Origin of the sequence: Pseudomonas syringae group sp. 26L6 (assembly GCF_032587815.1) — a bacterium.
Lineage (GTDB): Bacteria > Pseudomonadota > Gammaproteobacteria > Pseudomonadales > Pseudomonadaceae > Aquipseudomonas > Aquipseudomonas amygdali.
Genome location: NZ_JAWHPJ010000056.1, coordinates 67,277 through 94,242 on the forward strand (window position 1 = coordinate 67,277; position 26,966 = coordinate 94,242).

General features: G+C 58.7%; 26 protein-coding genes. All 26 read left to right on the forward strand.

Annotated features, from left to right (window positions below; translation table 11 throughout):
• Position 1 precedes the first annotated feature (1 nt).
• The 26 genes from fliF to RYA97_RS24805 all read left to right on the forward strand — a co-directional run bounded on the left by fliF (position 2) and on the right by RYA97_RS24805 (position 26,966).
• The gene (gene fliF, locus RYA97_RS24680) at positions 2-1,786 is read left to right on the forward strand and encodes a flagellar basal-body MS-ring/collar protein FliF (RefSeq protein WP_002554292.1); all 1,785 of its coding nucleotides are present in this window, start codon (positions 2-4) and stop codon (positions 1,784-1,786) included.
• Entirely contained in the window at positions 1,779-2,795 is a 1,017-nt protein-coding gene (fliG, locus tag RYA97_RS24685) for a flagellar motor switch protein FliG (protein ID WP_002554291.1), read from the forward strand. The genes fliF and fliG overlap by 8 nt, the downstream gene beginning before the upstream one ends.
• A gap of 15 nt (positions 2,796-2,810) precedes the next feature.
• Complete coding sequence (gene fliH / locus RYA97_RS24690) at positions 2,811-3,629, forward strand: flagellar assembly protein FliH (RefSeq protein WP_002554290.1); 819 nt, start codon at positions 2,811-2,813, stop codon at positions 3,627-3,629.
• Positions 3,619-4,977, forward strand: a complete 1,359-nt coding sequence (fliI, locus tag RYA97_RS24695) for a flagellar protein export ATPase FliI (RefSeq protein ID WP_004664459.1) — start codon at positions 3,619-3,621, stop codon at positions 4,975-4,977. The genes fliH and fliI overlap by 11 nt, the downstream gene beginning before the upstream one ends.
• A 6-nt stretch (positions 4,978-4,983) precedes the next feature.
• Positions 4,984-5,433, forward strand: coding sequence for a flagellar export protein FliJ (gene fliJ / locus RYA97_RS24700; RefSeq protein WP_002554288.1), 450 nt, complete (start codon positions 4,984-4,986; stop codon positions 5,431-5,433).
• 85 nt (positions 5,434-5,518) lie between these two features.
• Positions 5,519-5,869, forward strand: a complete 351-nt coding sequence (locus RYA97_RS24705; RefSeq protein ID WP_002554287.1) for an STAS domain-containing protein — start codon at positions 5,519-5,521, stop codon at positions 5,867-5,869.
• Positions 5,826-7,532 (forward strand): fused response regulator/phosphatase, encoded by a 1,707-nt coding sequence (locus RYA97_RS24710; protein ID WP_004664462.1) that lies wholly within the window; start codon positions 5,826-5,828, stop codon positions 7,530-7,532. The genes RYA97_RS24705 and RYA97_RS24710 overlap by 44 nt, the downstream gene beginning before the upstream one ends.
• A gap of 33 nt (positions 7,533-7,565) precedes the next feature.
• Complete coding sequence (locus RYA97_RS24715) at positions 7,566-7,922, forward strand: Hpt domain-containing protein (protein WP_005731569.1); 357 nt, start codon at positions 7,566-7,568, stop codon at positions 7,920-7,922.
• A 125-nt stretch (positions 7,923-8,047) separates the two neighbouring features.
• The gene (locus tag RYA97_RS24720) at positions 8,048-9,451 is read left to right on the forward strand and encodes a flagellar hook-length control protein FliK (protein WP_016981828.1); all 1,404 of its coding nucleotides are present in this window, start codon (positions 8,048-8,050) and stop codon (positions 9,449-9,451) included.
• Between the two features lie 778 nt (positions 9,452-10,229).
• A complete protein-coding gene (gene fliL / locus RYA97_RS24725; RefSeq protein ID WP_002554282.1) occupies positions 10,230-10,730 on the forward strand; it encodes a flagellar basal body-associated protein FliL in 501 nt (166 codons plus the stop codon).
• A gap of 9 nt (positions 10,731-10,739) precedes the next feature.
• Positions 10,740-11,708 (forward strand): flagellar motor switch protein FliM, encoded by a 969-nt coding sequence (fliM, locus tag RYA97_RS24730; RefSeq protein WP_002554281.1) that lies wholly within the window; start codon positions 10,740-10,742, stop codon positions 11,706-11,708.
• A 61-nt stretch (positions 11,709-11,769) separates the two neighbouring features.
• On the forward strand, positions 11,770-12,228 hold the full coding sequence (fliN, locus tag RYA97_RS24735) for a flagellar motor switch protein FliN (RefSeq protein WP_002554280.1): 459 nt from the start codon (positions 11,770-11,772) through the stop codon (positions 12,226-12,228).
• Positions 12,229-12,669 (forward strand): flagellar biosynthetic protein FliO, encoded by a 441-nt coding sequence (gene fliO / locus RYA97_RS24740; RefSeq protein WP_004664467.1) that lies wholly within the window; start codon positions 12,229-12,231, stop codon positions 12,667-12,669.
• Positions 12,669-13,421 (forward strand): flagellar type III secretion system pore protein FliP, encoded by a 753-nt coding sequence (gene fliP, locus RYA97_RS24745; RefSeq protein WP_002554278.1) that lies wholly within the window; start codon positions 12,669-12,671, stop codon positions 13,419-13,421. The genes fliO and fliP overlap by 1 nt, the downstream gene beginning before the upstream one ends.
• A 25-nt stretch (positions 13,422-13,446) precedes the next feature.
• Positions 13,447-13,716: a flagellar biosynthetic protein FliQ gene (locus RYA97_RS24750; RefSeq protein WP_002554277.1), complete on the forward strand. Its 270-nt coding sequence runs from the start codon at positions 13,447-13,449 to the stop codon at positions 13,714-13,716.
• Positions 13,717-13,722: 6 nt separating this feature from the next.
• Complete coding sequence (fliR, locus tag RYA97_RS24755; RefSeq protein WP_002554276.1) at positions 13,723-14,508, forward strand: flagellar biosynthetic protein FliR; 786 nt, start codon at positions 13,723-13,725, stop codon at positions 14,506-14,508.
• A gap of 1 nt (position 14,509) precedes the next feature.
• A complete protein-coding gene (flhB, locus tag RYA97_RS24760) occupies positions 14,510-15,646 on the forward strand; it encodes a flagellar biosynthesis protein FlhB (protein WP_002554275.1) in 1,137 nt (378 codons plus the stop codon).
• A 480-nt stretch (positions 15,647-16,126) separates the two neighbouring features.
• On the forward strand, positions 16,127-18,256 hold the full coding sequence (gene flhA / locus RYA97_RS24765; RefSeq protein WP_002554274.1) for a flagellar biosynthesis protein FlhA: 2,130 nt from the start codon (positions 16,127-16,129) through the stop codon (positions 18,254-18,256).
• Positions 18,257-18,267: 11 nt separating this feature from the next.
• The gene (gene flhF, locus RYA97_RS24770) at positions 18,268-19,596 is read left to right on the forward strand and encodes a flagellar biosynthesis protein FlhF (RefSeq protein WP_002554273.1); all 1,329 of its coding nucleotides are present in this window, start codon (positions 18,268-18,270) and stop codon (positions 19,594-19,596) included.
• Between the two features lie 115 nt (positions 19,597-19,711).
• Positions 19,712-20,545, forward strand: coding sequence for a flagellar synthesis regulator FleN (gene fleN / locus RYA97_RS24775; RefSeq protein ID WP_003412391.1), 834 nt, complete (start codon positions 19,712-19,714; stop codon positions 20,543-20,545).
• Positions 20,542-21,282 (forward strand): RNA polymerase sigma factor FliA, encoded by a 741-nt coding sequence (fliA, locus tag RYA97_RS24780; RefSeq protein WP_002554271.1) that lies wholly within the window; start codon positions 20,542-20,544, stop codon positions 21,280-21,282. The genes fleN and fliA overlap by 4 nt, the downstream gene beginning before the upstream one ends.
• A 252-nt stretch (positions 21,283-21,534) precedes the next feature.
• Positions 21,535-21,909, forward strand: coding sequence for a chemotaxis response regulator CheY (locus RYA97_RS24785; protein WP_011169086.1), 375 nt, complete (start codon positions 21,535-21,537; stop codon positions 21,907-21,909).
• A gap of 19 nt (positions 21,910-21,928) precedes the next feature.
• Positions 21,929-22,714 carry a protein phosphatase CheZ gene (locus tag RYA97_RS24790; protein ID WP_002554269.1) on the forward strand — a complete coding sequence of 262 codons (786 nt, stop codon included), beginning with the start codon at positions 21,929-21,931 and terminating at the stop codon, positions 22,712-22,714.
• Positions 22,715-22,747: 33 nt separating this feature from the next.
• The gene (locus RYA97_RS24795; protein WP_016980836.1) at positions 22,748-25,012 is read left to right on the forward strand and encodes a chemotaxis protein CheA; all 2,265 of its coding nucleotides are present in this window, start codon (positions 22,748-22,750) and stop codon (positions 25,010-25,012) included.
• A 50-nt stretch (positions 25,013-25,062) separates the two neighbouring features.
• Complete coding sequence (locus RYA97_RS24800; protein WP_002554267.1) at positions 25,063-26,226, forward strand: chemotaxis response regulator protein-glutamate methylesterase; 1,164 nt, start codon at positions 25,063-25,065, stop codon at positions 26,224-26,226.
• On the forward strand, positions 26,226-26,966 hold the full coding sequence (locus RYA97_RS24805; protein ID WP_002554266.1) for a flagellar motor protein: 741 nt from the start codon (positions 26,226-26,228) through the stop codon (positions 26,964-26,966). Before RYA97_RS24800 ends, RYA97_RS24805 begins: the two co-directional genes overlap by 1 nt.

Consider the following 26,966-nt stretch of genomic DNA (forward strand, 5'->3'; position numbering starts at 1 on the left):
CATGGCCGAAGCAACTGCCGATCCCGTTCCAGCAAGAGCGGGCGCTTCCGATAAGAAACCGTTGTTCGGTTTGTCTTTTCTGGAAAACCTTTCCGAAATGACCATGCTGCGTCAGATCGGCCTTATGGTCGGTCTTGCCGCGAGCGTGGCCATCGGCTTTGCCGTGGTGCTCTGGTCCCAGCAGCCTGACTATCGTCCGCTTTATGGCAGCCTGGCGGGCATGGACAGCAAGCAGATCATGGACACCCTGACTGCGGCGAATATCAACTACACCGTCGAACCCAATTCCGGCGCGTTGCTGGTCAAGTCCGATGATGTGCAGCGTGCGCGTATCCAGCTGGCGCAGGCAGGCGTGGTGCAGAACGACGCCAACATCGGTTTCGAAATCCTCGACAAGGATCAGGGCCTGGGGACCAGTCAGTTCATGGAAGCCACGCGTTATCGTCGTGGTCTGGAAGGCGAACTGGCACGTACCATCTCTGCCCTGAACAACGTCAAGGGTGCCCGTGTGCACCTGGCGATTCCGAAGAGTTCGGTGTTTGTCCGTGACGACCGCAAGCCAAGCGCTTCGGTACTGGTCGAGCTGTATGCTGGCCGCTCGCTGGAGCCCAGTCAGGTTATGGCCATTATCAACCTGGTGGCCACCAGTGTTCCCGAGCTGAGCAAGTCGCAGATCACGGTTGTCGACCAGAAGGGCGCTTTGCTGTCCGATCAGGCGGAAAACTCTGAACTGACCATGGCTGGCAAGCAGTTCGACTACAGCCGTCGCATGGAAGGCATGCTGACCCAGCGTGTGCAGAACATTCTGCAGCCGATTCTGGGCAACGATCGCTACAAGGCTGAAGTCTCGGCAGTAGTCGATTTCAGCGCCGTCGAATCGACCGCCGAAAGCTTCAACCCTGACCAGCCTGCCTTGCGCAGCGAGCAGTCGGTCAACGAACAGCGCTCCAGCAGTTCAAGCACGGGCGGCGTTCCGGGCGCGTTGAGCAACCAGCCGCCAGGTCCTGCGACGGCGCCGCAGAATGCAACTGCCGGTGCGGCCGGTGCTGCCGGCCCTATCGCTCCAGGCCAACCGCTGCTGGATGCCAATGGTCAACAGATCATGGACCCGGCGACCGGTCAGCCAGCGTTGGCTCCTTACCCTGCCGACAAACGCGTGCAGTCGACCAAGAATTTCGAGCTGGACCGTTCGATCAGTCACACCAAGCAGCAGCAGGGCCGTCTGACTCGTCTGTCAGTTGCGGTGGTAGTCGACGACATGGTCAAGACCAACGCTGCCAACGGCGAAGTCACTCGTGCTCCGTGGAGCGCGGCGGACCTGGCTCGCTTTACCCGTCTGGTGCAGGATGCCGTCGGTTTCGACGCCAGCCGCGGTGACAGCGTCAGCGTGATCAACGTGCCATTCTCCAGCGAGCGCGCTGAAGTGTTGCCAGAGGCGTCGTTCTACTCGCAGCCTTGGTTCTGGGACATCGTCAAACAGGCGGTGGGTGTGATCTTCATCCTGATCCTGGTGTTCGGCGTGTTGCGTCCGGTGTTGACCAACATCACCACCGGCAAGAGCAAGGAGCTGGCCGGTTTCGGTGGCGACGCCGAGCTTGGTGGCATGGGCGGCCTGGATGGTGAGTTGTCCAACGACCGCGTCAGCCTGGGTGGCCCGCAAAGTATTCTGCTGCCTAGCCCGACCGAGGGTTATGACGCACAGCTGAACGCAATCAAGAGCTTGGTGGCCGAAGATCCGGGTCGTGTGGCCCAGGTCGTGAAAGAGTGGATTAACACTGATGAATGATCGAGCCATGGTAGCCAAACTCTCCAAAGTCGAGAAAGCTGCAGTGTTGCTGCTTTCCCTCGGCGAAACCGACGCTGCTCAGGTGCTCCGGCACATGGGGCCCAAGGAAGTCCAGAAAGTGGGCGTAGCGATGGCTCAGATGCGCAATGTGCATCGCGAGCAGGTCGAAGAGGTCATGAGCGAGTTTGTCGACATCGTCGGCGACCAGACCAGCCTTGGCGTCGGCTCCGATGGCTATATCCGCAAGATGCTGACCCAGGCACTGGGCGAAGACAAGGCCAACGGCCTGATCGACCGGATCCTGCTGGGTGGCAACACCAGCGGTCTGGACAGCCTCAAGTGGATGGAGCCGCGTGCCGTCGCCGACGTGATCCGTTTCGAGCATCCGCAGATTCAGGCCATCGTGGTGGCGTATCTTGACGCTGACCAGGCGGGCGAGGTGCTTGGGCATTTCGACCACAAGGTCCGTCTGGATATCATCCTGCGCGTTTCCTCGCTCAACACAGTGCAGCCAGCAGCGCTCAAAGAGCTTAACCAGATTCTCGAGAAGCAGTTCTCCGGTAACGCCAACACGTCGCGTACCACCCTGGGTGGTATCAAGCGTGCAGCCGACATCATGAACTTCCTCGACAGTTCCATCGAAGGCGCGCTCATGGATTCGATCCGCGAGGTCGACGAAGACCTTTCGGTACAGATCGAAGACCTCATGTTTGTCTTCAACAACCTCTCCGACGTGGACGACCGCGGTATTCAGGCGCTGTTGCGCGAAGTATCCTCGGACGTGCTGGTACTGGCGCTGAAGGGCTCGGACGAGGCGATCAAGGAAAAAATCTTCAAGAACATGTCCAAGCGTGCCGCCGAACTGTTGCGCGACGACCTGGAAGCAAAAGGTCCGGTGCGTGTCAGCGATGTGGAAACCGCCCAGAAAGAAATCCTCACCATTGCGCGTCGTATGGCCGAGGCCGGCGAGATCGTACTCGGTGGCAAGGGTGGCGAGGAAATGATCTAAGGATTCAGCCGACTCATGTCCAGTTCCAATAAAGAATCGGCCAGCGACCTCATTCGCGCCAAGGACGCCGGGTTACTCGATATCTGGTCGTTGCCCAGCTTCGATCCACATGTGGAGCCCGAGCCTGAGCCCGAACCGGAACCGGTCGATGAACCGGCCGAGATGGAAGAAGTACCGCTGGACGAAGTTCAGCCGTTGACCCTGGAGGAGCTGGAAAGCATCCGCCAGGAGGCGTGGAACGAAGGCTTCGCCACCGGCGAAAAGGAAGGCTTTCACAGCACCCAGCTAAAAGTGCGCCAGGAAGCGGAAGTCGTTCTTGCGGCCAAGGTCGCCAGCCTGGAACAACTGATGGGCCACCTGTTGGCACCTATCGCCGAGCAGGACACACAGATCGAAAAGGCCGTCATTCATCTGGTCGAGCACATCGCGCGGCAGGTCATTCAGCGCGAACTGGTCACTGATTCCGGGCAGATCGCCAGCGTGTTGCGCGATGCCCTCAAGCTATTGCCGATGGGTGCGCAGAACCTGCGAATTTTCATCAATCCTCAGGACTTCCTGCTGGTCAAGGCCATGCGCGAGCGTCATGAAGAGTCGTGGAAAATAGTCGAAGACGAAGACTTGCTGCCGGGTGGTTGCCGTATCGAAACCGAGCACAGTCGTATTGATGCCAGTGTCGAAACGCGAATCGCCCTGGCTATTTCCAAAATGCATGACCAGTTGCATGAGCAGGTGACGCATCCGGCTGCGGCGGACCTCAGCGTCGAGCTGGAGGCTGCGCCCGGCAAGGCTTCCAGTGCAGCCGAATCTGACGCGGACACGCTCGATGCGCCTTGATCGCACCAGTTTCGGCAAGCGCCTCGGCTCCTACGCCGAGTCGATCAGTCTGCCTGCCCAGCCCGTTGTAGAGGGCCGCCTGCTGCGTATGGTTGGCCTGACACTTGAGGCTGAGGGCCTGCGTGCTGCGATGGGCAGCCGTTGTGTGGTCATCAACGATGACAGTCATCACCCGGTCGAAGTCGAAGCCGAAGTGATGGGGTTTTCTGGCGGCAAGGTGTTTCTTATGCCGGTCGGCAGCGTGGCGGGCATTGCGCCCGGTGCGCGGGTCGTGCCACTGGCCGATACCGGTCGCCTGCCAATGGGCATGAGCATGCTGGGCCGTGTGCTTGATGGCGCGGGCCGGCCGCTGGACGGCCGCTCGCCGATCAAGGCTGAAGACTGGGTGCCAATGGATGGCCCGACCATCAACCCGCTCAAGCGTGACCCCATCAGCCAGCCGCTGGATGTCGGCATTCGCTGCATCAACGGTTTATTGACGGTTGGCCGCGGTCAGCGTCTGGGGTTGTTTGCCGGTACCGGCGTGGGCAAGAGTGTGCTGCTGGGCATGATGACGCGCTTCACCGAGGCGGACATCATCGTCGTCGGCCTGATCGGTGAGCGGGGTCGTGAGGTCAAGGAGTTCATCGAGCACATTCTTGGCGAAGAGGGCCTGAAGCGCTCGGTGGTGGTTGCATCGCCAGCCGATGATGCGCCGCTGATGCGGCTGCGCGCTGCCATGTATTGCACGCGGATCGCCGAATACTTTCGTGACAAGGGCAAGAATGTCCTGCTGCTGATGGACTCGCTGACCCGTTTTGCTCAGGCTCAGCGGGAAATCGCCCTGGCCATTGGCGAGCCGCCAGCCACCAAAGGCTACCCGCCCTCTGTGTTCGCCCGGTTGCCCAAGCTGGTGGAGCGCGCAGGCAATGCCGAGGCGGGTGGTGGTTCTATCACGGCCTTTTACACGGTGCTGTCGGAAGGCGATGACCAGCAGGACCCGATTGCCGACTCCGCGCGTGGTGTGCTCGACGGTCACATCGTGCTGTCCCGGCGTCTGGCTGAAGAAGGCCATTACCCGGCCATCGATATCGAAGCCTCCATCAGCCGGGTCATGCCTGCGGTGGTCAGCCCCGAGCACATGGCGCGTGCGCAGCATTTCAAACAGTTGTGGTCGCGCTATCAGCAGACTCGCGACCTTATTAGCGTGGGTGCCTATGTGGCGGGCGGCGATCGCGAGACCGACATGGCGATTGCGTTGCACCCGGTGTTGGTGCGCTATCAGCGCCAGGGCCTGCGAGACAACGAAAGCATGCAAGGCAGTGGCGAGGCGCTGGCGTCTATATTCGCACCGGCACCTGGCGGCTGATAGCTTATGGCTCAGAGTCGAGCGGCGCGTCTTGCGCCAGTGGTCGAGATGGCGGAAGCCGCCGAGCGAACGGCGGCTCAGCGGCTTGGGCATTTTCAGGGGCAGGTCAATCTGGCCAACAACAAGCTGCAGGAGCTTGACCAGTTTCGTCAGGATTATCAGCAGCAATGGTTGCAACGCGGCAGTGCCGGGGTTTCCGGGCAGTGGTTACTGGGTTATCAGCGCTTTCTCAGCCAGCTCGATGTCGCCGTTGCCCAGCAATACAAAAGCCTTGAGTGGCACAAGGCCAATCTCGATAGGGCGCGTAGCGCCTGGCAGGATTGTTACGCGCGGGTCGAAGGCTTGCGTAAGCTGGTGCAGCGTTATATGGATGAAGCACGCAGGCTGGAGGATAAGCGGGAGCAGAAATTGCTCGACGAGTTGTCGCAGCGTCTGCCTCGTCACGAACAATTCTGACGTTTGACCCAATCAGACCCGCGGTGATTTCTCTGGCTGGTCTACGCTATCAATGTCTCGGTGATGAAACACCTCGAGGTTCCCCATGACAGTCACTTCCGAACGCTCTGCCGATGGCCAGACGCTGACCCTTTACATCGAAGGGCGCTTTGATTTTCAATCCCATCAGGCGTTTCGCGCAGCCTACGAGGATTACCCGCAGACGCTGAACTATGTAGTCGACCTGCGGGGCACGCATTACCTGGACAGTTCTGCGCTGGGGATGCTGTTGCTGTTACGCGACCATGCCGGTGGCGATAAAGCGGTGGTGCACCTTGTCAATTGCACGCCTGATGTACTGAAGATTCTGGCTATTTCCAATTTCTCGAAGTTGTTCGAACTGAGCATACCCAGTGCAGTCATCCCCGAAAAAACTGTGCATTCTGATCGCCGATGACAGTGCCAGTGACCGGTTGCTGCTTTCAACCATCGTTGCGCGGCAGGGCCACAGGGTTCTCAGTGCTGGCAATGGTGTCGAGGCTGTGGCCATCTTCAAGGCTGAAAGTCCGCAGTTGATTCTGATGGACGCCATGATGCCGGTCATGGATGGTTTTGAAGCTGCGCGACGGATCAAGGCGATGAGTGGTGAGTCGCTGGTGCCGATCATCTTCCTCACCTCGCTGACTGAAGGTGAGGCGCTTGCACGCTGCCTGGACGCCGGTGGCGACGACTTCATGTCCAAGCCTTACAACCCGCTGGTGCTGGCCGCCAAGCTCAATGCCATGAACCGCTTGCGGGTATTGCACGAAACTGTCCGTCAACAACGTGACCAGATCAGCAAACACCACGATTACCTGCTCAACGAGCAGCGTGTCGCCAAGGCGGTGTTCGATCAGATTGCCCATGCCGGTTGCCTGGGGGCCGGCAATATCCGCTACTTGCAGTCTCCTTATGCCTTGTTCAACGGCGACCTGATGCTGGCCGCCTACACGCCGGCCGGGCACATGCAGGTGCTGCTTGGGGATTTCACCGGGCATGGCTTGCCGGCTGCCGTCGGGGCGATGCCACTCGCCGAGGTATTCTACGGCATGACGGCCAAGGGCTACGGCCTGGTTGAAATCCTTCGTGAAATGAACGCCAAGCTCAAGCGTATCCTCCCTGTCGACATGTTCTGTTGTGCAACGCTGCTTTGTATCAACCTTGCACAACGGCAGGTCGAGGTCTGGAGCGGTGGCTTGCCGGACGGTTACCTGTTGCGCGGCGCGCAGGGTGAGCATGTGCCGCTGGCTTCCAGTCACTTGCCATTGGGTGTGCTGAGTGTTGATGCTTTCGATGCACGCACCGATGTCTATCCGTTGGCGCCGGGCGATCGCATCTTCCTGTTGTCCGACGGGGTGCTCGACACCAGCAACAGTAATGACGAACTGTTCGGTGCGCAGCGTTTGCGCCAGGTGCTTTCTGCCAACCGCGAGCCGCACTTGCTGATCGAGGAAATTCTCGAAGCGCTCAACGATTTTGGCGGCAAGGCACGTGACGATGTCAGTTTGCTGGAAATCAGTGCCGTCGATGAGCCATTGCAGAGTCTGCCTGCCCTGACCTATTCGGACAGCGGTGCCTCCAGCCCACTGGACTGGTCGGCCAGCTTCGAGTTTCGCGCTTCGACCCTGAGGCGCTTCAACCCGTTGCCATACGTCTTGCAGTTGCTGCTTGAAGTTCATGGACTGCGCAATCAGGGTGCTGCATTGCACATGGTGCTCGGCGAGCTTTATAGCAATGCGCTGGAACATGGTGTACTAGGGCTGGATTCGGCGCTCAAGCATGATGCAGCAGGTTTCGCCCTGTATTATCAGCAGCGCGCCGAGCGTCTTGGCATGCTTCAGACCGGGTTTATCCGCGTGACTGTGCGGGTCGAGCCGGTCGCAGCGGGTGGTCGGCTGACCCTCAGCGTGGAGGACAGTGGTCAGGGATTTGATATTGAAAAAGTCCGGATGCAGATACCTGCGGGCAATGAGCTGTATGGTCGCGGGCTCCGCCTGGTGTGTGAATTGAGTCGTGAGGCTCGATGGTCCGCGGATGGCAGGACGGCCTGCGTGGAATTTTCCTGGGAGGGAGTGGCATAATCCCCCCTGGAGTCTTGATCAAGGAGTGAACAAGTGTCGATTCATCTGGATTACAGCGTGCTGAATGCCTTGCAGGAAGTCATGGAGGACGAATATCCGACCTTGCTGGATGTGTTCCTCAAGGATTCCGAGCAGCGTATCGCGCAACTGCGTCTTGCTGTTCAAGTCAGCCATCCTGACTTTCAGGAATTGAGCCTCACCGCGCACAGTTTCAAGGGCAGCAGCGCCAATATGGGTGCCTTGCAACTTTCCGAGTTGTGTCGTCAGTTGGAAGAGCAGTCCCGTCAGCAGTTGTTCACAGGTCTGACAGAGTTGATCGGTAAAATCGACAGCGAATACATGACTATTCGCGGTTTGTTTAACGCAGAGCGGCAGTTGTTTGTCAGCTGATCACTGATTTCCAGATCCCCGATCTTCCTTTATTCGGCAACCTTTGAAGTGGGTGTGGAAGGTTGGCCCGCATATTGCTCAGTGTTCTGGTAAGGCGATAACCAGCAGCTTATGCGGAGACCGAAATGCCCCTCGCTACCAATGCGCTTCTTCAGGCCACAAGCACTGCGACCTCAAGGTCCGGTACGGCCAATAATGCGGTCAAGTCTGCTGACAGCAGCAAAGACGGGGCCTCCAGCTTTTCCAATGTGTATGCCAAACAGGCGAAGGATGCCGTTCCGTCGCGTGATGATGCGCCGGTCAAGCCGGCTCGCGACAAGGCTGCGCCTGACAAGGACAAGGTCGCCGCCGGCAAGGACAAGCCTGCCAGTGATCAGGCCAATGCCGCTGACACGTCGAGTGTTGCCGATAGCGGCAATGATTTGCCAACCCGATCGACTGCCGCTGAGGATGATGCTGCCAGTGCCGGTTCAAAGCAGGATGATGCACAGGCATCTGCCGACTCTGCATTGACTGAAGGGCTGGCGATTGTCGATCCGGTGCTTGACCCGGCGTTGCAGGCGATGGCTGCTCAAGCGCCTGCGTTGCCGGTCGCCAGACCACAAAGCCCTGACGCCACGGCTGCGCCCGTAGCTACCGTGCTCACGGTCACTCAGGCTGCTCCGCCCGCAGCGACTGAAGAAGCATTCAATCCGGACGCCGATCCGCTTGATGGTCTGGATGCAGTGCAATTGGCGCTGGAGAATGCCAACGCCAAAACGCAGCTGGCTGCGCAGAATACCCATGCTGCCAACAAAGCAACGCCGACCAACGCAGAGGCCGATCCAAACCAGAATCTCGTCAATAACCTGTCGGCCCTGAGCGAGCAGCTTCCCTCGGAAGAGAGCAGCACGGAAAGCAGTGACAAGTCGTTCAGCGGCTTGATCGGCGAAGGACTGAAAGATGTCAAAAGCGCCGCGGGCGACACGCGCGTCGACAACTTTGCCGATCGCCTCGCTGCGCTGAGCCAGGCCGCGCAACCGGCCCGTGTTGCGGCAGCGCCTGCCGCAGCGCCGTTGATGAATCAGCCGTTGGCCATGCACCAAAGCGGCTGGACCGAAGGCATTGTCGACCGCGTCATGTACCTGTCGAGCCAGAACCTCAAAGCCGCCGATATCAAGCTGGAGCCCGCCGAACTCGGACGTCTGGACATTCGCATCAACATGGCACCTGAGCAGCAGACCCAGGTAACGTTCATGAGCGCCCATATGGGCGTGCGTGACGCACTGGAAAGCCAGATGTCGAGGTTGCGTGAGTCGTTCGTTCAGCAGGGGCTTGGCAACGTCGACGTCAACGTTTCCGACCAGTCGCAACAGCAGGCCCAGCAACAGGCTCAAGAGCAGGCCAGCCGTGCCCAGCGCAACGGTCGTGGCAATGGCGTGAGCTCAGGCGACACTCCGGATGAAATTGCAGGCGTCGATGCCGCTGTTCCGGTCAGCCAGCCGGCTGCGCGCGTGATCGGCAGCAGCGAGATCGATTATTACGCGTGATGCTCCTTGCCTCACATGGCAGCCGCGACGCGAAGTCATGCCTTGTCTGCTAGTTGTTAAGGCAGAAATGCTTTTCGATCCCGATGGTACAGACGACGCAAATTGCGACCTTGGTGACGGCTGAGTCCTGGCGCTGATCCGGGGGTAGCCTGGCAGGACGCCAGGCTAGCCGCACCGGGCCATGGATGGCCCGTTGCGGCGACCCCCGGATCAGTGACAGGGCGAAGGAACCCGACGAAGTCGGGCCGGAAACAGGAGCGAGGGGATTTGCCTACTTTGGCCCCATCAAAGTAGGTCGCCGAGGGGCGAAAAGGTAACCTGAGCCGGACACAAACATAACTGACATAGCAGAACCGCTGTGTGACGCAGAGCGTCACGAAAGGCATTACCACGCGGAGCGTGGGAACGAGAATCTGGGCCGAACGCCAATCCACCTGATCTCGCAGGACCGCTGTGTGACGCAGAGCGTCACGAAATGCATTACCACGCGGAGCGTGGGAACGAGAATCTGGGCCGAACGCCAATCTACTTGAAGTCGCAGAACTGCCGTGTGACGCAGAGCGTCACGAACGGCATTCCCACGCGGAGCGTGGGGACGATAGTCATCAGCTCCCGGGTCGGGCTGATTCGGCACTGATATAAGCATCACCATCCCTCCGCGCCCAGCCGCGTAACCGGTTGTGTCCAATACATCTCCATCTCGTACAACTCTGGCATAACACTTGCTCTGCCTCTGTCACGTATTGAAGAACCTCTTGAATAGTGACGGATTATTGGCATGGCGAAGAGCGAAGAAGTTAAAGACCCGGCAACCAAAGGCAAACTCAAGCTCATCATCCTCGCCGTTGTGGCGTTGCTGCTGGCGGTAGGTTTGTCGGTGGGCGCGACCTGGTTCCTCATGCACAAGAGCGAAAGCACACCAGACCCGGCTGCTGCCGCTGCCGCAGCTAACGTCAAGCCAGTGGCGGTGTTCGAACCCATGACCCCGGCCTTCGTGGTCAACTTCAACTCCAATGGTCGCCAGCGCTATATGCAGGTCAGTATCACCATGCTGGCGCGCAATGCCGCCGACATGGAAGCGCTGAAGGCGCATATGCCGCTGATCCGCAACAACCTGGTCATGCTGTTTGCAGCTATACCCTTTGAGTCGCTGGCCTCGCCGATCGGCCAGGAAATGCTGCGTCAGAAAGCGACCGCGAGCATTCAGGAAGTGGCACAGAAAGAACTCGGCAAGACTGTGATTGAACAGCTGCTCTTCACTAACTTCGTATTGCAGTAGGACTCTCACATGGCCGTGCAAGACCTGCTCTCCCAGGATGAGATCGACGCGCTGCTGCATGGCGTCGACGACGGGATGGTCCAGACCGACACCGTCAGCGAGCCTGGCAGCGTCAAAAGCTACGACCTGACCAGTCAGGACCGGATTGTCCGCGGGCGCATGCCGACGCTGGAAATGATCAACGAGCGATTCGCCCGCTACACGCGTATCAGCATGTTCAACCTGCTGCGCCGCTCGGCCGACGTGGCGGTGGGTGGCGTTCAGGTCATGAAGTTCGGCGAGTACGTGCATTCGCTGTACGTGCCGACCAGCCTCAACCTGGCCAAGATCAAGCCGCTGCGTGGTACTGCGCTGTTCATCCTTGATGCCAAGCTGGTGTTCAAGCTGGTGGACAACTTTTTCGGTGGCGATGGCCGTCACGCCAAGATCGAAGGCCGTGAGTTCACGCCGACCGAACTTCGCGTCGTGCGCATGGTGCTGGATCAGGCGTTCATCGACCTCAAGGAAGCCTGGCAGGCCATCATGGAAGTGAACTTCGAGTACATCAACTCGGAAGTGAACCCGGCCATGGCCAACATCGTCGGGCCGAGCGAGGCCGTGGTGATTTCCACTTTCCATATCGAACTGGATGGCGGTGGCGGCGATCTGCACGTGACCATGCCGTACTCGATGATCGAGCCGATCCGCGAAATGCTCGATGCCGGTTTTCAGTCGGATCTGGACGATCAGGATGAGCGCTGGATCAACGCGCTCAAGGAAGACGTTCTTGATGTCAATGTGCCGCTCACCACGACCATCGCTCAGCGCCAGTTGCCGTTGCGGGACATCCTGCACATGCGTCCTGGTGACGTTATCCCGGTGGAACTGAGCGAGTCGCTGGTCATGCGTGCCAATGGCGTACCGTCATTCAAGGTCAAGCTTGGCTCGCACAAGGGCAAGATGGCCCTGCAAGTAATCGAACCCATAGCGCGACGCTGACCTGTCTGGTCAACGTCGGAAATTGTTGCGTAACTGAAATACTGCGTGCAGAGGACAACTGATGGCTGATGAAAACGATATGACGTCTGCTGAAGATCAGGCGTTGGCCGACGAGTGGGCTGCTGCATTGGGCGAAGCTGGCGACAGTCAGGCTGATATCGATGCGTTGCTGGCGGCGGATGCGGGGAATTCGGGTAGCCGGATGACCATGGAAGAGTTCGGCAGCGTGCCGAAAAGCACGGGTCCGGTTTCTCTGGACGGTCCCAACCTGGATGTGATTCTCGACATTCCGGTGTCGATCTCCATGGAAGTGGGCAGCACCGATATCAATATTCGTAACTTGTTGCAGCTCAACCAGGGCTCGGTGATCGAGCTGGATCGCCTGGCTGGCGAACCGCTGGATGTGCTGGTCAACGGCACGCTCATCGCGCATGGCGAGGTGGTGGTGGTCAACGAGAAGTTCGGCATCCGTCTGACCGACGTGATCAGCCCGAGCGAACGCATCAAGAAGCTGCGCTAAATGAGGCGCTGGCTAAGTGTTCTGCTAACCCTGCCGTCACTGGCCTGGGCTGCCGAGCCCGCTGCTCAGGCCGCACCTGCGCAGGTAGCCAATACGGTATCCGGCGGTATGGGCGGGCAGGTGGTGCAACTGCTGTTCGGTCTGATACTGGTGATCGGTCTGATTTTCGTGCTCGCATGGCTGATGCGCCGCGTGCAGCGCGTGGGGCCGAACAATGGTCAGGTCATCGAATTGGTGAGTTCGCGCGCGCTCGGTCCGCGTGATCGGTTGGTGCTGGTGCAGATCGGCAGTGAACAGATCTTGCTGGGTATCACGCCAGGGCGGATCACGCCCCTGCATGTGCTCAAGGAACCGGTACAGGTGCCAGTGCGTGAGCAGGCGACCCCTGAATTCGCTCAGCGCCTGATGGAGCTGATGGGCAAGGATAAGGACAAGAAGTGATGGGCGCGCTGCGTTTCGTGATACTGCTGTTGCTGGTCATGGTGACGCCTGCTGTACTGGCAGCCGATCCGCTATCGATACCGGCGATCACGCTGTCCAATGGTGCGGATGGTCAGCAGGAGTATTCGGTCAGTCTGCAGATCCTGCTGATCATGACTGCGCTGAGCTTCATTCCGGCGTTTGTCATGCTGATGACCAGTTTCACCCGGATCATCATCGTCTTCTCGATTCTGCGTCAGGCCCTCGGTTTGCAGCAGACACCTTCCAACCAGATCCTGACGGGCATGGCGCTGTTTCTGACCATGTTCATCATGGCGCCGGTTTTCGACCGTGTGAATCAGGATGCGCTGCAGCCTTATCTGGCTGAAAAGCTCACTGCACAGGATGCAGTCGCCAAGGCGCAGGTGCCGATCAAGGATTTCATGCTGGCGCAAACCCGTACCAGTGACCTTGAGCTGTTCATGCGCCTGTCCAAGCGTACCGACATCCCCACCCCGGATGCCGCGCCGCTGACCATTCTGGTTCCAGCGTTCGTGATTTCGGAGCTCAAGACGGCGTTTCAGATCGGCTTCATGATCTTCATTCCGTTTCTGATCATCGATCTGGTGGTGGCCAGTGTGCTGATGGCGATGGGTATGATGATGCTGTCGCCGCTGATCATTTCGCTGCCGTTCAAGATCATGCTGTTCGTGCTGGTGGATGGCTGGGCGCTGATCGTCGGCACCCTGGCTGGCAGTTTTGGTGGCGTATGAGCCGTTTCACTGAGGAGTCTGCCCGATGACGCCGGAAGTAGCTGTCGATCTGTTTCGCGAGGCGCTGTGGCTGACCACGGTGCTGGTCGCAATTCTTGTGGTGCCGAGCCTGTTGTGCGGTCTGCTGGTGGCGATGTTTCAGGCGGCCACGCAAATCAACGAACAGACCCTGAGCTTCCTGCCGCGCCTGTTGGTCATGCTCGTGACGCTGATTGTCATCGGCCCCTGGCTGCTGAAAATTTTCATGGAATACATGCTGTCGTTGTACACCAGTATTCCGACGCTGATCGGCTAGCGCCGCATGCAGCCGATGCTTGCGCTGACCGATATCCAGATCAGTACCTGGGTAGCGAGCTTCATGCTGCCGATGTTTCGTATCGTCGCGTTGCTGATGACCATGCCGGTGATCGGCACCACGCTGGTTCCCCGACGCGTGCGTCTTTACCTCGCATTTGCCATCACTGTGGTGGTCGCTCCAGCGCTGCCAGCCATGCCGCCGGTTCAGGCGCTTGACCTCAGTGGGCTGTTGCTGATCGGCGAGCAGATCATCATCGGTGCCGGCATGGGGCTGTCCCTGCAGATGTTTTTCCATATCTTCGTGATCGCCGGGCAGATCATCTCGACGCAGATGGGCATGGGCTTTGCCTCGATGGTCGACCCTACCAACGGCGTATCTTCGGCTGTTATCGGCCAGTTTTTTACCATGCTGGTCACGCTATTGTTTCTGTCCATGAACGGCCATCTGGTGGTGTTGGAAGTGCTTGTCGAAAGCTTCACCACGATGCCGGTGGGTGGTGGTCTGCTGGTCAATAATTTCTGGGAGCTGGCGAACGGGCTAGGCTGGGCGTTGAGTTCCGGGCTCAGGCTGGTGTTACCTGCTATTACTGCATTGCTGATCATCAACATCGCTTTTGGCGTCATGACCCGTGCAGCGCCGCAACTCAACATCTTCTCGATCGGTTTCCCGCTGACTCTCGTGCTGGGCATGGTCATCCTGTGGATGAGCATGGGCGATATTCTCAATCAGTATCAGCCGATTGCCAGCCAGGCACTGCAATCGTTGCGCGACATGGTGAGGGCTCGTTGAGATGGCAGAAAACGAGAATGGTCAGGACAAGACAGAAGACCCCACGGAAAAAAAGGTCAAGGACTCCAGAGCGGATGGGCAGATTGCGCGCTCCAAGGAGCTGACCACGCTGGTGGTCATGCTGATGGGGGCGGGCGGGTTGCTGATGTTCGGCTCAGGCATTGCGCAGATGATGTCCGAGCTGATGCGCGACAATTTTACGATCAGCCGCGAAACGCTCATGGATCAGTCATACATGGGCAAGGCGTTGCTCAGCTCCGGCCTGCACGCGCTGGTCGTGATGCTGCCGTTTCTGATCGCCATGCTGGTGGCGGCGCTGGTGGGGCCGATCATGCTCGGCGGCTGGTTGTTCGCAACCAAATCGCTGATGCCCAAATTCAGCCGGATGAACCCGGCGGCAGGGCTCAAACGCATGTTTTCACCGCATGCGCTGGTCGAGCTGCTCAAATCTTTCGGCAAGTTTTTGATCATCCTCGCCGTTGCGCTGGTGGTCTTGAGCAACGAGCGCAATGATCTGGTGGCCATCGCTCATGAGCCATTGGAACAGGCGATGATACACAGCCTGCTGGTGGTCGGCTGGAGCAGCTTCTGGATGGCCTGTGGTCTGATATTCATTGCTGCTGCCGACGTGCCCTTTGTGCTGTATGAGGCGCACAAGAAGTTGCTGATGACCAAGCAGGAAGTGCGTGACGAGCATAAGAACAGCGAGGGCAGCCCCGAGGTTAAGCAGCGTATTCGCCAGTTGCAGCGCGAAATGTCCCAGCGGCGGATGATGGCGTCGATTCCGGAAGCGGATGTCATCATCACCAACCCGACGCACTTTGCCGTAGCCTTGAAATACGATCCCGAGCAGGGCGGGGCGCCGATGTTGCTGGCCAAGGGCACTGACCTGGTAGCGCTGAAGATTCGCGAAATCGGCGCGCATAACCAGATACTGATTTTGGAATCTGCGGCGTTGGCCCGTTCCATCTACTACAGCACCGAGCTGGACCAGGAAATCCCTGCCGGGCTTTATCTGGCCGTGGCCCAGGTGCTGGCCTATGTCTACCAGATCCGCCAATTCCGCGCCGGTCAAGGCAAGCGCCCAGACCCACTGGGTGACATCAAGATCCCGCCCGACCTGCAGCGCGATGCGTAGCCCTTTGCTTTGTCGCCAGCAGACCACCCTCGCGCCCCCGTGCTCCGCATGGGTATGCGGTTCCTGAAGCTCTGCGTCCGCTCTTGGGCGTGTGGTGCGGCGCAGATTTGTGACGCAGAGCGTCACCCACGGCATTCCCACGCTGGAGCGTGAGGAACGATCATCTCAACTATCGTGCGACGCTCCGCATTGCATGCCGTTCCGGGCGCTCTGCGTCCGCTCTGTGCGATTCCCACGCAGAGCGTGAGGAACGATCATCTCAACTATCGTGCGACGCTCCGCGTCGCATGCCGTTCTGGACGCTCTGCGTCCGCTCTTGAAGATTTTCTGACTGCGCAAGGTATACCGGTTTCACGTTAATTCTGCCTTTAAAGCCTTACCAGCACTGGCTTTGTAAAAGTTGGACAGCTTTTTGCAATAGGGTCGATACAGGTCGCCATCGGCGTCAATGTTTTGATCTAGTGCGCAGGTAAACAATCAGTGGATCGTTCTCAGATATTCAGTAGCGCACGCAGCAATATCACTGGCCTGGGCCGTGGTCAGTTGGGCGTTCCGCTGTTGTTGCTGGTCATGATGGCAATGATGATGTTGCCTATGCCGCCGTTCCTGCTGGACGTGTTCTTCACGTTCAACATTGCCCTGTCCATCGTCGTGTTGCTGGTGTGTGTTTACGCTCTGCGGCCGCTGGACTTCTCGGTGTTTCCAACCATTCTGCTGGTCGCCACGCTGTTGCGTCTGGCACTGAACGTTGCTTCCACGCGAGTGGTCATGCTTCACGGTCAGGACGGTCACGCCGCTGCGGGCAAGGTGATTCAGGCCTTCGGTGAGGTGGTGATCGGTGGTAACTATGTTGTCGGTATCGTGGTGTTCGCGATTCTGATGATCATCAACTTCGTAGTAATCACCAAAGGTGCCGGCCGTATTTCCGAGGTCAGCGCGCGTTTCACCCTCGACGCGATGCCAGGCAAACAGATGGCAATCGACGCCGACCTCAACGCCGGTCTCATCGATCAGCCAGAAGCCAAGCGTCGCCGTGCTGAAGTCGCTCAGGAAGCCGAGTTCTACGGTTCCATGGACGGTGCCAGCAAATTCGTGCGCGGCGATGCAATTGCCGGTTTGCTGATTCTGTTCATCAACCTGATCGGCGGCATGCTGGTCGGTATTCTGCAACACAACATGACGTTCGCTGATGCAGGCCGCGTTTATACCCTGCTGACCATCGGTGACGGTTTGGTGGCGCAATTGCCATCACTGCTTCTGTCCACTGCCGCAGCGATCATGGTGACCCGCGCTTCCGGTTCGGAAGAGATGGGAAAGCTGATCAATCGTCAGATGTTCGCCTCGCCCAAGGCCCTGGCAGTTTCCGCTGCGATCATGATCGTCATGGGGCTGGTGCCGGGCATGCCGCACTTCTCCTTCATCAGCCTCGGCCTGGTGGCTGCGGGTGGTGCGTATCTGCTCTGGAAGAAAGAGAACCAGGTGAAAGTCGAGGCGCTGGCCGAAGTGCAACGCCAACAGGACCTGCTGCCTTCGCCGACCCGTGTTCAGGACGCCAAGGAGCTGGGTTGGGATGACGTCACCCCTATCGACATCATCGGCCTGGAAGTGGGTTATCGCCTGATTCCGCTGGTGGACCGCAATCAGGGTGGTCAACTGCTGGCGCGTATCAAAGGCGTGCGCAAGAAGCTGTCGCAAGAGCTGGGCTTCCTGATGCCGACCGTACACATCCGTGACAACCTTGATCTGGCACCCAGCGCCTACCGTCTGACGCTGATGGGCGTGATTCTGGCCGAGGCCGAGATTTATCCGGATCGCGAGCTGGCGATCAACCCCGGTCAAGTGTTCGGCACCCTGAACGGCATCACCGCCAGAGACCCGGCGTTTGGTCTGGAGGCCGTTTGGATCGAAATCAGCCAGCGCAGCCAGGCGCAGTCGCTGGGTTATACCGTAGTGGACGCCAGTACTGTGGTGGCAACCCACTTGAACCAGATTCTCTATAAGCACTCTCATGAGCTGATTGGTCACGAAGAAGTCCAGCAGTTAATGCAATTGTTGGCCAAAAGCTCGCCCAAACTGGCTGAAGAGCTGGTCCCTGGTGTGCTGTCCCTGTCCTCGCTGCTCAACGTGCTGCAAGCGCTTCTGGCTGAGCATGTACCTGTGCGTGATATTCGTAGCATTGCGGAAGCTATCGCCAACAACGCTGGCAAGAGTCAAGATACCGCCGCTTTGGTGGCTGCCGTGCGAGTGGGTCTGAGCCGCGCAATCGTCCAAAGCATTGTAGGTGTTGAGCCGGAGCTGCCTGTTATCACTCTGGAGCCAAGGTTGGAACAGATATTGCTCAATAGTTTGCAGAAGGCTGGTCAGGGTCAGGAAGAAGGCGTTCTTCTTGAGCCAAGCATGGCTGAGAAGCTCCAGCGTTCGTTGATTGAGGCCGCCCAGCGTCAGGAGATGCAAGGGTTGCCGGTAATTCTTCTGGTAGCAGGGCCTGTCCGGGCGATGCTGTCACGATTTGGACGATTGGCTGTACCGAACATGCATGTTCTGGCGTATCAGGAAATTCCGGACAACAAGCAAGTAACCATCGTAGCGACTGTCGGGCCGAACGGCTGAGGTAGTGAGTCATGCAAGTTAAGCGATTTTTCGCCGCCGATATGCGTCAAGCCATGAAACTGGTTCGCGATGAGCTGGGCGCCGAGGCGGCCATCATCGGTAACCGGCGCATTGCCGGTGGCGTAGAGCTGACTGCCGCTCTGGATTACAAGCTGTCCGCCCTGGCACCGCGTGTGCCGAACATGGAGCTCGAAGACGAGCTGCGCAAGACCCAGTCGCGCATCGTCTCTGCTCAGGCCGAATTGAACAACCGCAGCGACAGTGACGCGTCGATCAATCTTCAGCTGTTTTCCGGCAAACCGGTCAGCGCTGTCGATACGCACATCGAGCCGACGCTCGAAGAGCCGCCACGACCATTCGCGTACACGCCGCCTGCGCCCGCAGAGCCTGCTGTCGGCCAGCGCGCCTATGATTCGATGCGCTCCGAATTGAACGGCTTGCGCGAGCTGCTGGAAGTTCAGCTTGGCTCCCTGGCCTGGAACCAGCTGCAGGGCAGTCGTCCGCAGCAGGCCAATCTGTGGCGCCGCCTGCAACGTGTCGGTTTGTCCGGCCCGCTGTCGCGCGATCTGCTGTCGATGATCCCGGAGATTGACGAGCCTCGTCAGGCCTGGCGCATGTTGCTGGCCCATTTGGCGCGCATGATTGCCGTACCGGACATCGAGCCGCTAGAAGAGGGTGGAGTCATTGCCATGGTCGGGCCTGCCGGCATGGGCAAGACCACCACGCTGGCCAAGCTGGCGGCACGTTACGTGTTGAAGTACGGTCCGCAGAATATCGCTCTGGTCAGCATGGACAGTTTCCGCATCGGCGCACAGGAGCAGCTCAAGACCCTTGGGCGCATCCTCAACGTGCCGGTTACCCATGTCGATCCTGGCCAGTCGCTGGTCCAGGCGCTGGAGCCGCTGCTGCGCAAGCGCGTGGTGTTGATCGACACCGCCGGGCTGCAAGCCAGCGATCCTGCGCTGCGCATGCAACTGGAAAGCCTGGCAGGGCGTGGCATCAAGTCGCGTAACTACCTGGTACTGGCGACCACCAGCCAGAAGCAGGTGTTGACCGCTGCTTATCACAGTTACAAGCGTTGTGGCCTGGCCGGATGCATTCTGACCAAGCTTGATGAAACAGCCAGCCTTGGCGAAGTCCTGAGCCTGGCGATCAGTCATGAATTACCTGTGGCCTACCTCACGGACGGACCCCGTATTCCTGACGACCTGCACACCCCGCGTCGTCATCAACTGGTGAGCCGTGCGGTGAGTGTGCAGATGCAGGATGAGCCGAGCGAGGAAGCGATGGCTGATATGTTTGCTGACCTCTATCACACCCCTGGCAAGAGAGTGGGTTAAGTGATGGATATTATTGGAATGTCCCTGCGTCAACGGTCTGCCATGCGGTGTTCATTTGCGAACGTGCAGCCCTCGATGTGGTTTCGGTCTACGCAAGACAAGGTAAAGAAATAACATGGGCAGCATGCATCCCGTACAGGTTATCGCGGTGACCGGTGGCAAAGGTGGCGTCGGTAAGACTAACGTGTCAGTGAATCTTTCACTGGCCCTTGCCGAGCTTGGCCGTCGTGTCATGCTGCTGGACGCCGATCTGGGTCTGGCCAATGTCGACGTTCTGCTTGGGCTGACGCCTAAACGTACACTTGCCGATGTGATAGAGGGCCGTTGCGAGTTGCGCGACGTTCTGTTGCAGGGGCCGGGTGGGGTGCGTATCGTGCCTGCCGCCTCTGGCACCCAGAGCATGGTGCATCTGTCCCCGGCCCAGCATGCGGGCCTGATCCAGGCGTTCAGCGAGATTGGCGACAACCTTGATGTGCTGGTGATTGACACGGCTGCCGGTATCGGCGAATCGGTGGTCAGCTTCGTGCGCGCCGCTCAGGAAGTGTTGCTGGTGGTGTGCGACGAGCCCACGTCGATCACCGATGCCTACGCCCTGATCAAACTGCTCAACCGCGACTACGGCATGAACCGCTTCCGGGTGCTGGCCAACATGGCACAGAGCCCGCAGGAAGGGCGCAACCTGTTCGCCAAACTCACCAAAGTGACGGACCGTTTTCTTGATGTCGCGCTGCAGTATGTAGGTGCCGTGCCGTACGACGAGTGCGTGCGCAAGGCCGTACAGAAACAGCGCGCCGTCTACGAAGCATTCCCGCGATCCAAATGTGCGCTGGCGTTCAAGGCCATTGCCCAGAAGGTTGATACCTGGCCGCTGCCAGCCAACCCGCGGGGTCATCTCGAGTTCTTCGTTGAGCGACTCGTTCACCAGACCAGTGCAGGGCCTGTGCAATGACTGCGAGCGGCTACCAGATGTACAGCAAGGCTTCCCGTAATTCGCAATACGAGTTGATCGAGCGTTATGCGCCATTGGTCAAGCGTATCGCTTATCATCTGCTGGCGCGCTTGCCGGCCAGCGTGCAGGTCGAGGATCTGATCCAGGCTGGCATGATCGGTCTGCTTGAAGTCTCCACCAAATACGATTCAACCAAAGGTGCGAGTTTCGAGACCTACGCCGGCATTCGCATTCGTGGTGCGATGCTGGATGAAGTGCGCAAGGGCGACTGGGCACCACGCTCAGTGCACCGCAATACCCGAATGGTCAGTGACGCAATTCGTGCAATTGAAGCTAAAACCGGCCGTGACGCTAAAGATCACGAGGTTGCGGCCGAACTCCAGTTGAGTCTTGATGATTATTACGGGATTTTGAATGACACCTTGGGCAGCCGCCTCTTCAGTTTCGACGACCTGCTTCAGGACGGCGATCACGAAGGGCTGCATGAGGATGGCGCAAGCGGTTCGCTTGAGCCGTCGCGCGACCTGGAAGACGAGCGCTTCCAGGCAGCGTTGGCCGATGCAATTGCCAATTTGCCAGAGCGTGAGCGTCTGGTGTTGGCGCTGTACTACGACGAAGAGCTGAACCTCAAGGAAATCGGAGAGGTTCTTGGGGTCAGCGAATCTCGGGTCAGTCAGTTACACAGCCAGTGCGCAGCTCGTTTGCGGGGGCGTTTGGGGGAGTGGCGAGCGCGTTGACGGCAGTGCGCGACGTTTGTCGTGCGTTGTCTGCATGCCGGCTGTGCAAAGCGTTACGTGGTAGCAGGATAGACGAGGCAAGGGCCTGTCGGGCAATGTCTCGATGGGCTTTAGTCGCAGTCTTGACTGTCGTTGTGCCAAGCCCGTCGTCGTTTCGTATAGCTGGGGGTGTGCTGTGCCAGTATTGAGTGAACAGCGTGTTCAGGTGCTGAACGCGTTAAAGACTGCTTGGAGGTCGAATTGGACAAGAACATGAAAATCCTCATCGTTGATGACTTCTCAACGATGCGGCGGATCATCAAGAATCTGTTGCGTGATCTGGGATTTACCAACACATCTGAAGCGGATGACGGTCTGACCGCATTGCCGATGCTGCAGAGCGGTGCCTTTGACTTTCTGGTGACGGACTGGAACATGCCTGGCATGACCGGTATCGACTTGTTGCGTCAGGTCCGTGCGGACGAGCGTCTCAAGAGCCTTCCTGTACTGATGGTTACTGCCGAAGCGAAGCGTGAGCAGATCATTGAAGCTGCCCAGGCCGGGGTGAACGGTTATGTAGTCAAGCCATTCACGGCTCAAGCGCTTAAAGAGAAGATCGAAAAGATCTTTGAACGCGTCAATAGCTGATGCATGCCGCGAGGGCGCTATGGATAACAATGATTCGATGGCCGACTTTGAGTCGACCTTAAAGAGACACGCGCAGGAACTCGTCACCAGCCTTGAAAAGGGCCGCTTCGGTGACGCTGTGCAGCTGATCCATGAACTCAACCAGACACGCGACCGCGGCCTTTATCAGGAAGTGGGCAAGCTGACTCGTGAGCTGCACAGTGCAATCGTCAACTTTCATATTGATCCGCACATGCCTCAAGCCGAGGAAGTGTCGCAGATCACCGACGCGACCGAACGCCTGTCGTATGTGGTGAGGCTGACCGAGAATGCGGCCAACCGCACTATGGACCTGGTCGAGGAAAGCACACCGCTCATGAGCGGTCTGAGCTCCGATGCCAAGGCATTGAGTGACGACTGGGGTCGTTTCATGCGCCGCGAAATCGGTGCTGAAGAATTCCGTGAGCTGGCCAAGCGGGTCGATGGTTTTCTGACGCGCACCGAGCAGGAGGCCGATAGGGTTTCCGGGCATCTCAACGATATTTTGCTTGCCCAGGATTACCAGGACCTTACGGGGCAGGTTATCAAGCGCGTGACGCAATTGGTTACGGAAGTCGAGAGCAATCTGCTCAAACTGGTGCTCATGGCCAGCCATGTCGATCGCTTCGCAGGCATCGAACATGACGAAGAATCCATCCTTGCTGAAAAAGATCCTAAAAAACATCTCGCCAAGGGTGAAGGTCCGCAGATTCATGCCGATAAACGTGAAGACGTCGTATCCGGACAGGATGATGTAGACGATCTGCTATCGAGCCTCGGCTTCTAAGATCTGTTGACGGTTAATTTTAGGGAGCACCCCATGAGCTTCGGCGCCGATGAAGAAATCCTTCAGGATTTTCTGGTAGAGGCCGGCGAAATTCTGGAGCAGTTGTCAGAGCAATTGGTCGAGCTGGAAAGCCGACCGGATGATGCTGATCTGCTCAATGCAATTTTTCGCGGTTTTCACACTGTAAAAGGGGGCGCCGGCTTCCTCCAGCTCCATGAGCTGGTGGAGTGCTGCCACATCGCCGAAAACGTGTTCGACATCCTTCGCAAGGGTGAGCGTCGCGTTGATTCCGAACTGATGGATGTGGTCCTGGAAGCTCTGGACACCGTCAACAGCATGTTCGGTCAGGTACGTGAACGGACTGACGTAACTGCGGCGACGCCAGAACTGCTGGCTGCGCTTTCGCGACTGGCCGAGCCACAATCTGCCGACGAAGTCGCAGCGCCCGAGCCCGAGCCGGTGGTTGAAGCCGAGGCTCCGGTTGCCGAGCAAGCGGCCAGCGATGACATTACCGATGATGAGTTCGAGCAACTGCTCGATTCGCTGCACGGCACCAGTCCGGTGTCTGCGGCACCATCAGCGGCACCTGCGGTTGCGCCAGCTGGCGATGAAATTACCGATCAGGAATTTGAATCCCTGCTTGATCAGTTGCATGGCAAGGGCAAGTTTGCGGCCGATGCTGTAGCCGCGCCAGCCCCGGCACCTGCTGCACAGAGCAAGGGTGCAGCGCCTGCCGGCGATGAAATCACCGACGACGAATTCGAAGCCTTGCTTGATCAACTGCATGGCAAGGGCTCGTTTGACGGTGCCATAGCCGCTACGGCTGCACCTGCACCTGCACCTGCGGCCGTTGCTGCCAAGGCACCCTCTGCTGCATCGGCATCGGACGAAATTACCGATCACGAATTTGAAAGCCTGCTCGACGAACTGCATGGCAAAGGCAAGTTCGAGCCTGATGCGGTCGTTGCCAAGGCACCTGCTCCGGCAGCTGCTATAGCTGCTGCTCCGCCACCGGCTGCCAAGCCTGCTGCGGCGCCTGTACCTGCGGCAAAGGCCGAGCCCGCCAAGCCTGCTCCAGCACCTGCACGCGCTCCTGCACCCACTGGTGAAAAGCCGGTTGCGACTGAAGCCGAAACCACGGTTCGTGTGGATACCGCCCGACTGGACGAGATCATGAACATGGTCGGCGAGCTGGTGCTGGTACGTAACCGCCTGGTGCGTCTGGGTCTCAACAGCGGCGATGAAGCCATGTCCAAGGCGGTTTCCAACCTGGATGTGGTCACTGCCGACCTGCAGACCGCGGTCATGAAGACCCGTATGCAGCCGATCAAGAAAGTCTTTGGTCGCTTCCCGCGTCTGGTACGTGACCTGGCTCGCCAGCTCAAGAAAGAGATCAATCTGGAACTGGTCGGCGAAGAAACCGACCTCGACAAGAACCTCGTAGAGGCGCTTGCCGACCCGCTGGTCCACTTGGTGCGCAACGCGGTCGACCACGGTATCGAAACGCCGGAAGAACGCGAAGCCTCGGGCAAGTCCCGCGGCGGCAAGGTAATTCTTTCGGCAGAGCAGGAAGGCGACCATATCCTGCTGTCGATTTCCGATGACGGCAAGGGTATGGACCCCAACGTGTTGCGCTCGATTGCGGTCAAACGTGGTGTCATGGACAAGGATGCAGCCGATCGGTTGAGCGACACCGATTGCTACAACCTGATCTTTGCACCGGGCTTCTCGACCAAGACCGAGATTTCCGATGTGTCAGGTCGCGGTGTGGGCATGGACGTGGTTAAAACCAAGATCTCCCAGCTCAACGGCTCGATCAACATCTACTCGACCAAGGGCCAGGGTTCCAAGATTGTCATCAAGGTCCCGTTGACCCTGGCGATCATGCCGACCCTGATGGTGATGCTGGGCAACCAGGCTTTTGCCTTCCCGTTGGTCAACGTCAACGAAATCTTCCACCTGAACCTGTCCACTACCAACGTGGTTGACGGTCAGGAAGTGGTGATCGTACGTGACAAAGCCTTGCCGCTGTTCTATCTCAAGCGCTGGCTGGTCAGTTCGGCGGCTCATGAAGAGCAGCGAGAAGGGCACGTCGTGATCCTGACGGTCGGCACCCAGCGCATCGGCTTCGTTGTCGATCAACTGGTCGGCCAGGAAGAAGTGGTTATCAAACCGCTGGGCAAGATGCTGCAAGGTACGCCAGGCATGTCGGGCGCCACCATCACCGGTGACGGTCGCATCGCCTTGATTCTCGATGTACCCAGCATGCTCAAGCGTTACGCCGCACGGCGTATCTGAACCCGGGGGTGCGGGCAGCCTGGCTGCCTGCAACACCTATTGGAGTGTTTATGGCAGTCAAGGTCCTGGTGGTGGATGATTCCGGTTTTTTCCGCCGCCGTGTTACGGAAATTCTTTCTTCGGACCCCAACATTGTAGTGGTTGGCACCGCCACCAACGGCAAGGAAGCGATTGAGCAGGCGCTGGCGCTCAAACCTGATGTCATCACCATGGACTACGAAATGCCGATGATGGATGGCATTACGGCAGTTCGTCATATCATGCAGCGTATCCCCACCCCGGTATTGATGTTCTCGTCGCTGACGCACGAAGGTGCGCGCGTGACGCTGGATGCTCTGGACGCCGGTGCCGTGGATTTCCTGCCCAAGAATTTCGAAGATATCTCGCGCAACCCGCAGAAGGTCAAACAGCTGCTGTGCGAGAAGATCAACAGCATTTCGCGCAGTAACCGCCGTTCAAGCGGGTTTGGTGCGGCCAGCGCTGCATCGGCGGCTGCACCGGCAGCGCCGACGTCGTCCAGCCGTGCACCTGCGCCCACCACCGCGCCAGCCCGTGCCGTGCCGACGCGCACTGCAGCGCCTGCCACGGCCCCTGCGGCTCATGCTCACCATGCTCCGGCACACCCGACCACCTCAGGCACGCCCAAGCGCAAGGCATACAAACTGGTGGCCATCGGCACCTCAACCGGTGGCCCGGTTGCGTTGCAACGGGTACTTACCCAGTTGCCAGCCAGCTTTCCGGCACCGCTGGTGCTGATTCAACACATGCCTGCGGCCTTCACCAAGGCCTTTGCCGAGCGTCTCGACAAGCTGTGCAAGATCAGCGTCAAGGAAGCAGAGGACGGCGACGTTCTGCGCCCTGGTCTGGCGTTGCTGGCACCGGGCGGCAAGCAGATGATGGTGGATGCGCGCGGTACGGTGAAGATTCTGCCGGGTGACGAGCGCCTGAATTACAAACCTTGTGTAGATATCACCTTTGGCTCTGCCGCCAAGTCCTACGGTGACAAGGTGCTGTCGGTGGTATTGACCGGCATGGGTGCCGATGGCCGTGAGGGCGCGCGCCTGCTCAAGCAGGCGGGCAGTACCGTATGGGCGCAGGACGAAGCGAGCTGCGTCATTTACGGCATGCCGATGGCAATCGTCAAGGCTGAGCTTGCAGATGCGATCTACAGTCTGGATGACATAGGTCGCCACCTGGTAGAGGCCTGTCTCTGATGGATGTACTCAGTCTTATCGGCCTGATCCTGGCGTTTGTCGCGATCATTGGCGGCAACTTTCTTGAAGGCGGACATCTAGGTGCGTTGCTCAATGGCCCGGCAGCCCTGATTGTACTGGGCGGCACACTGGGTGCGTCGCTGTTGCAGTCACCGATGAGCGCGTTCATGCGTGCCATGAAAATCATCCGCTGGATCATTTTCCCGCCTCGTATCGATCTGCCCGGCGGTGTCGACCGGGTGATCGGCTGGAGCATGACCGCCCGCAAGGAAGGCTTGCTCGGTCTGGAAACGGTCGCCGATTCCGAACCTGACAGTTATGCCCGCAAAGGCTTGCAACTGTTGGTCGATGGTGCCGAACCTGCAGCGATCCGGAGCATTCTTGAAGTGGATTTCATCACTCAGGAAACCCGCGATATTCAGGCTGCCAAGGTATTCGAAAGCATGGGCGGCTATGCGCCGACCGTGGGCATCATCGGTGCGGTAATGGGGCTGATTCACGTCATGGGCAACCTGGCCGACCCGAGCCAACTGGGCAGTGGGATTGCGGTGGCTTTTGTTGCCACCATTTATGGCGTTGCAATGGCCAACCTGATTCTGCTGCCGGTGGCCAACAAGCTTAAAGGCATTGCCCACCGTCAGTCGCGTTACCGCGAAATGCTGCTTGAAGGCTTGCTGTCCATCGCCGAGGGTGAAAACCCGCGCTCCATCGAACTCAAGCTGCAAGGCTTCATGGAGTAA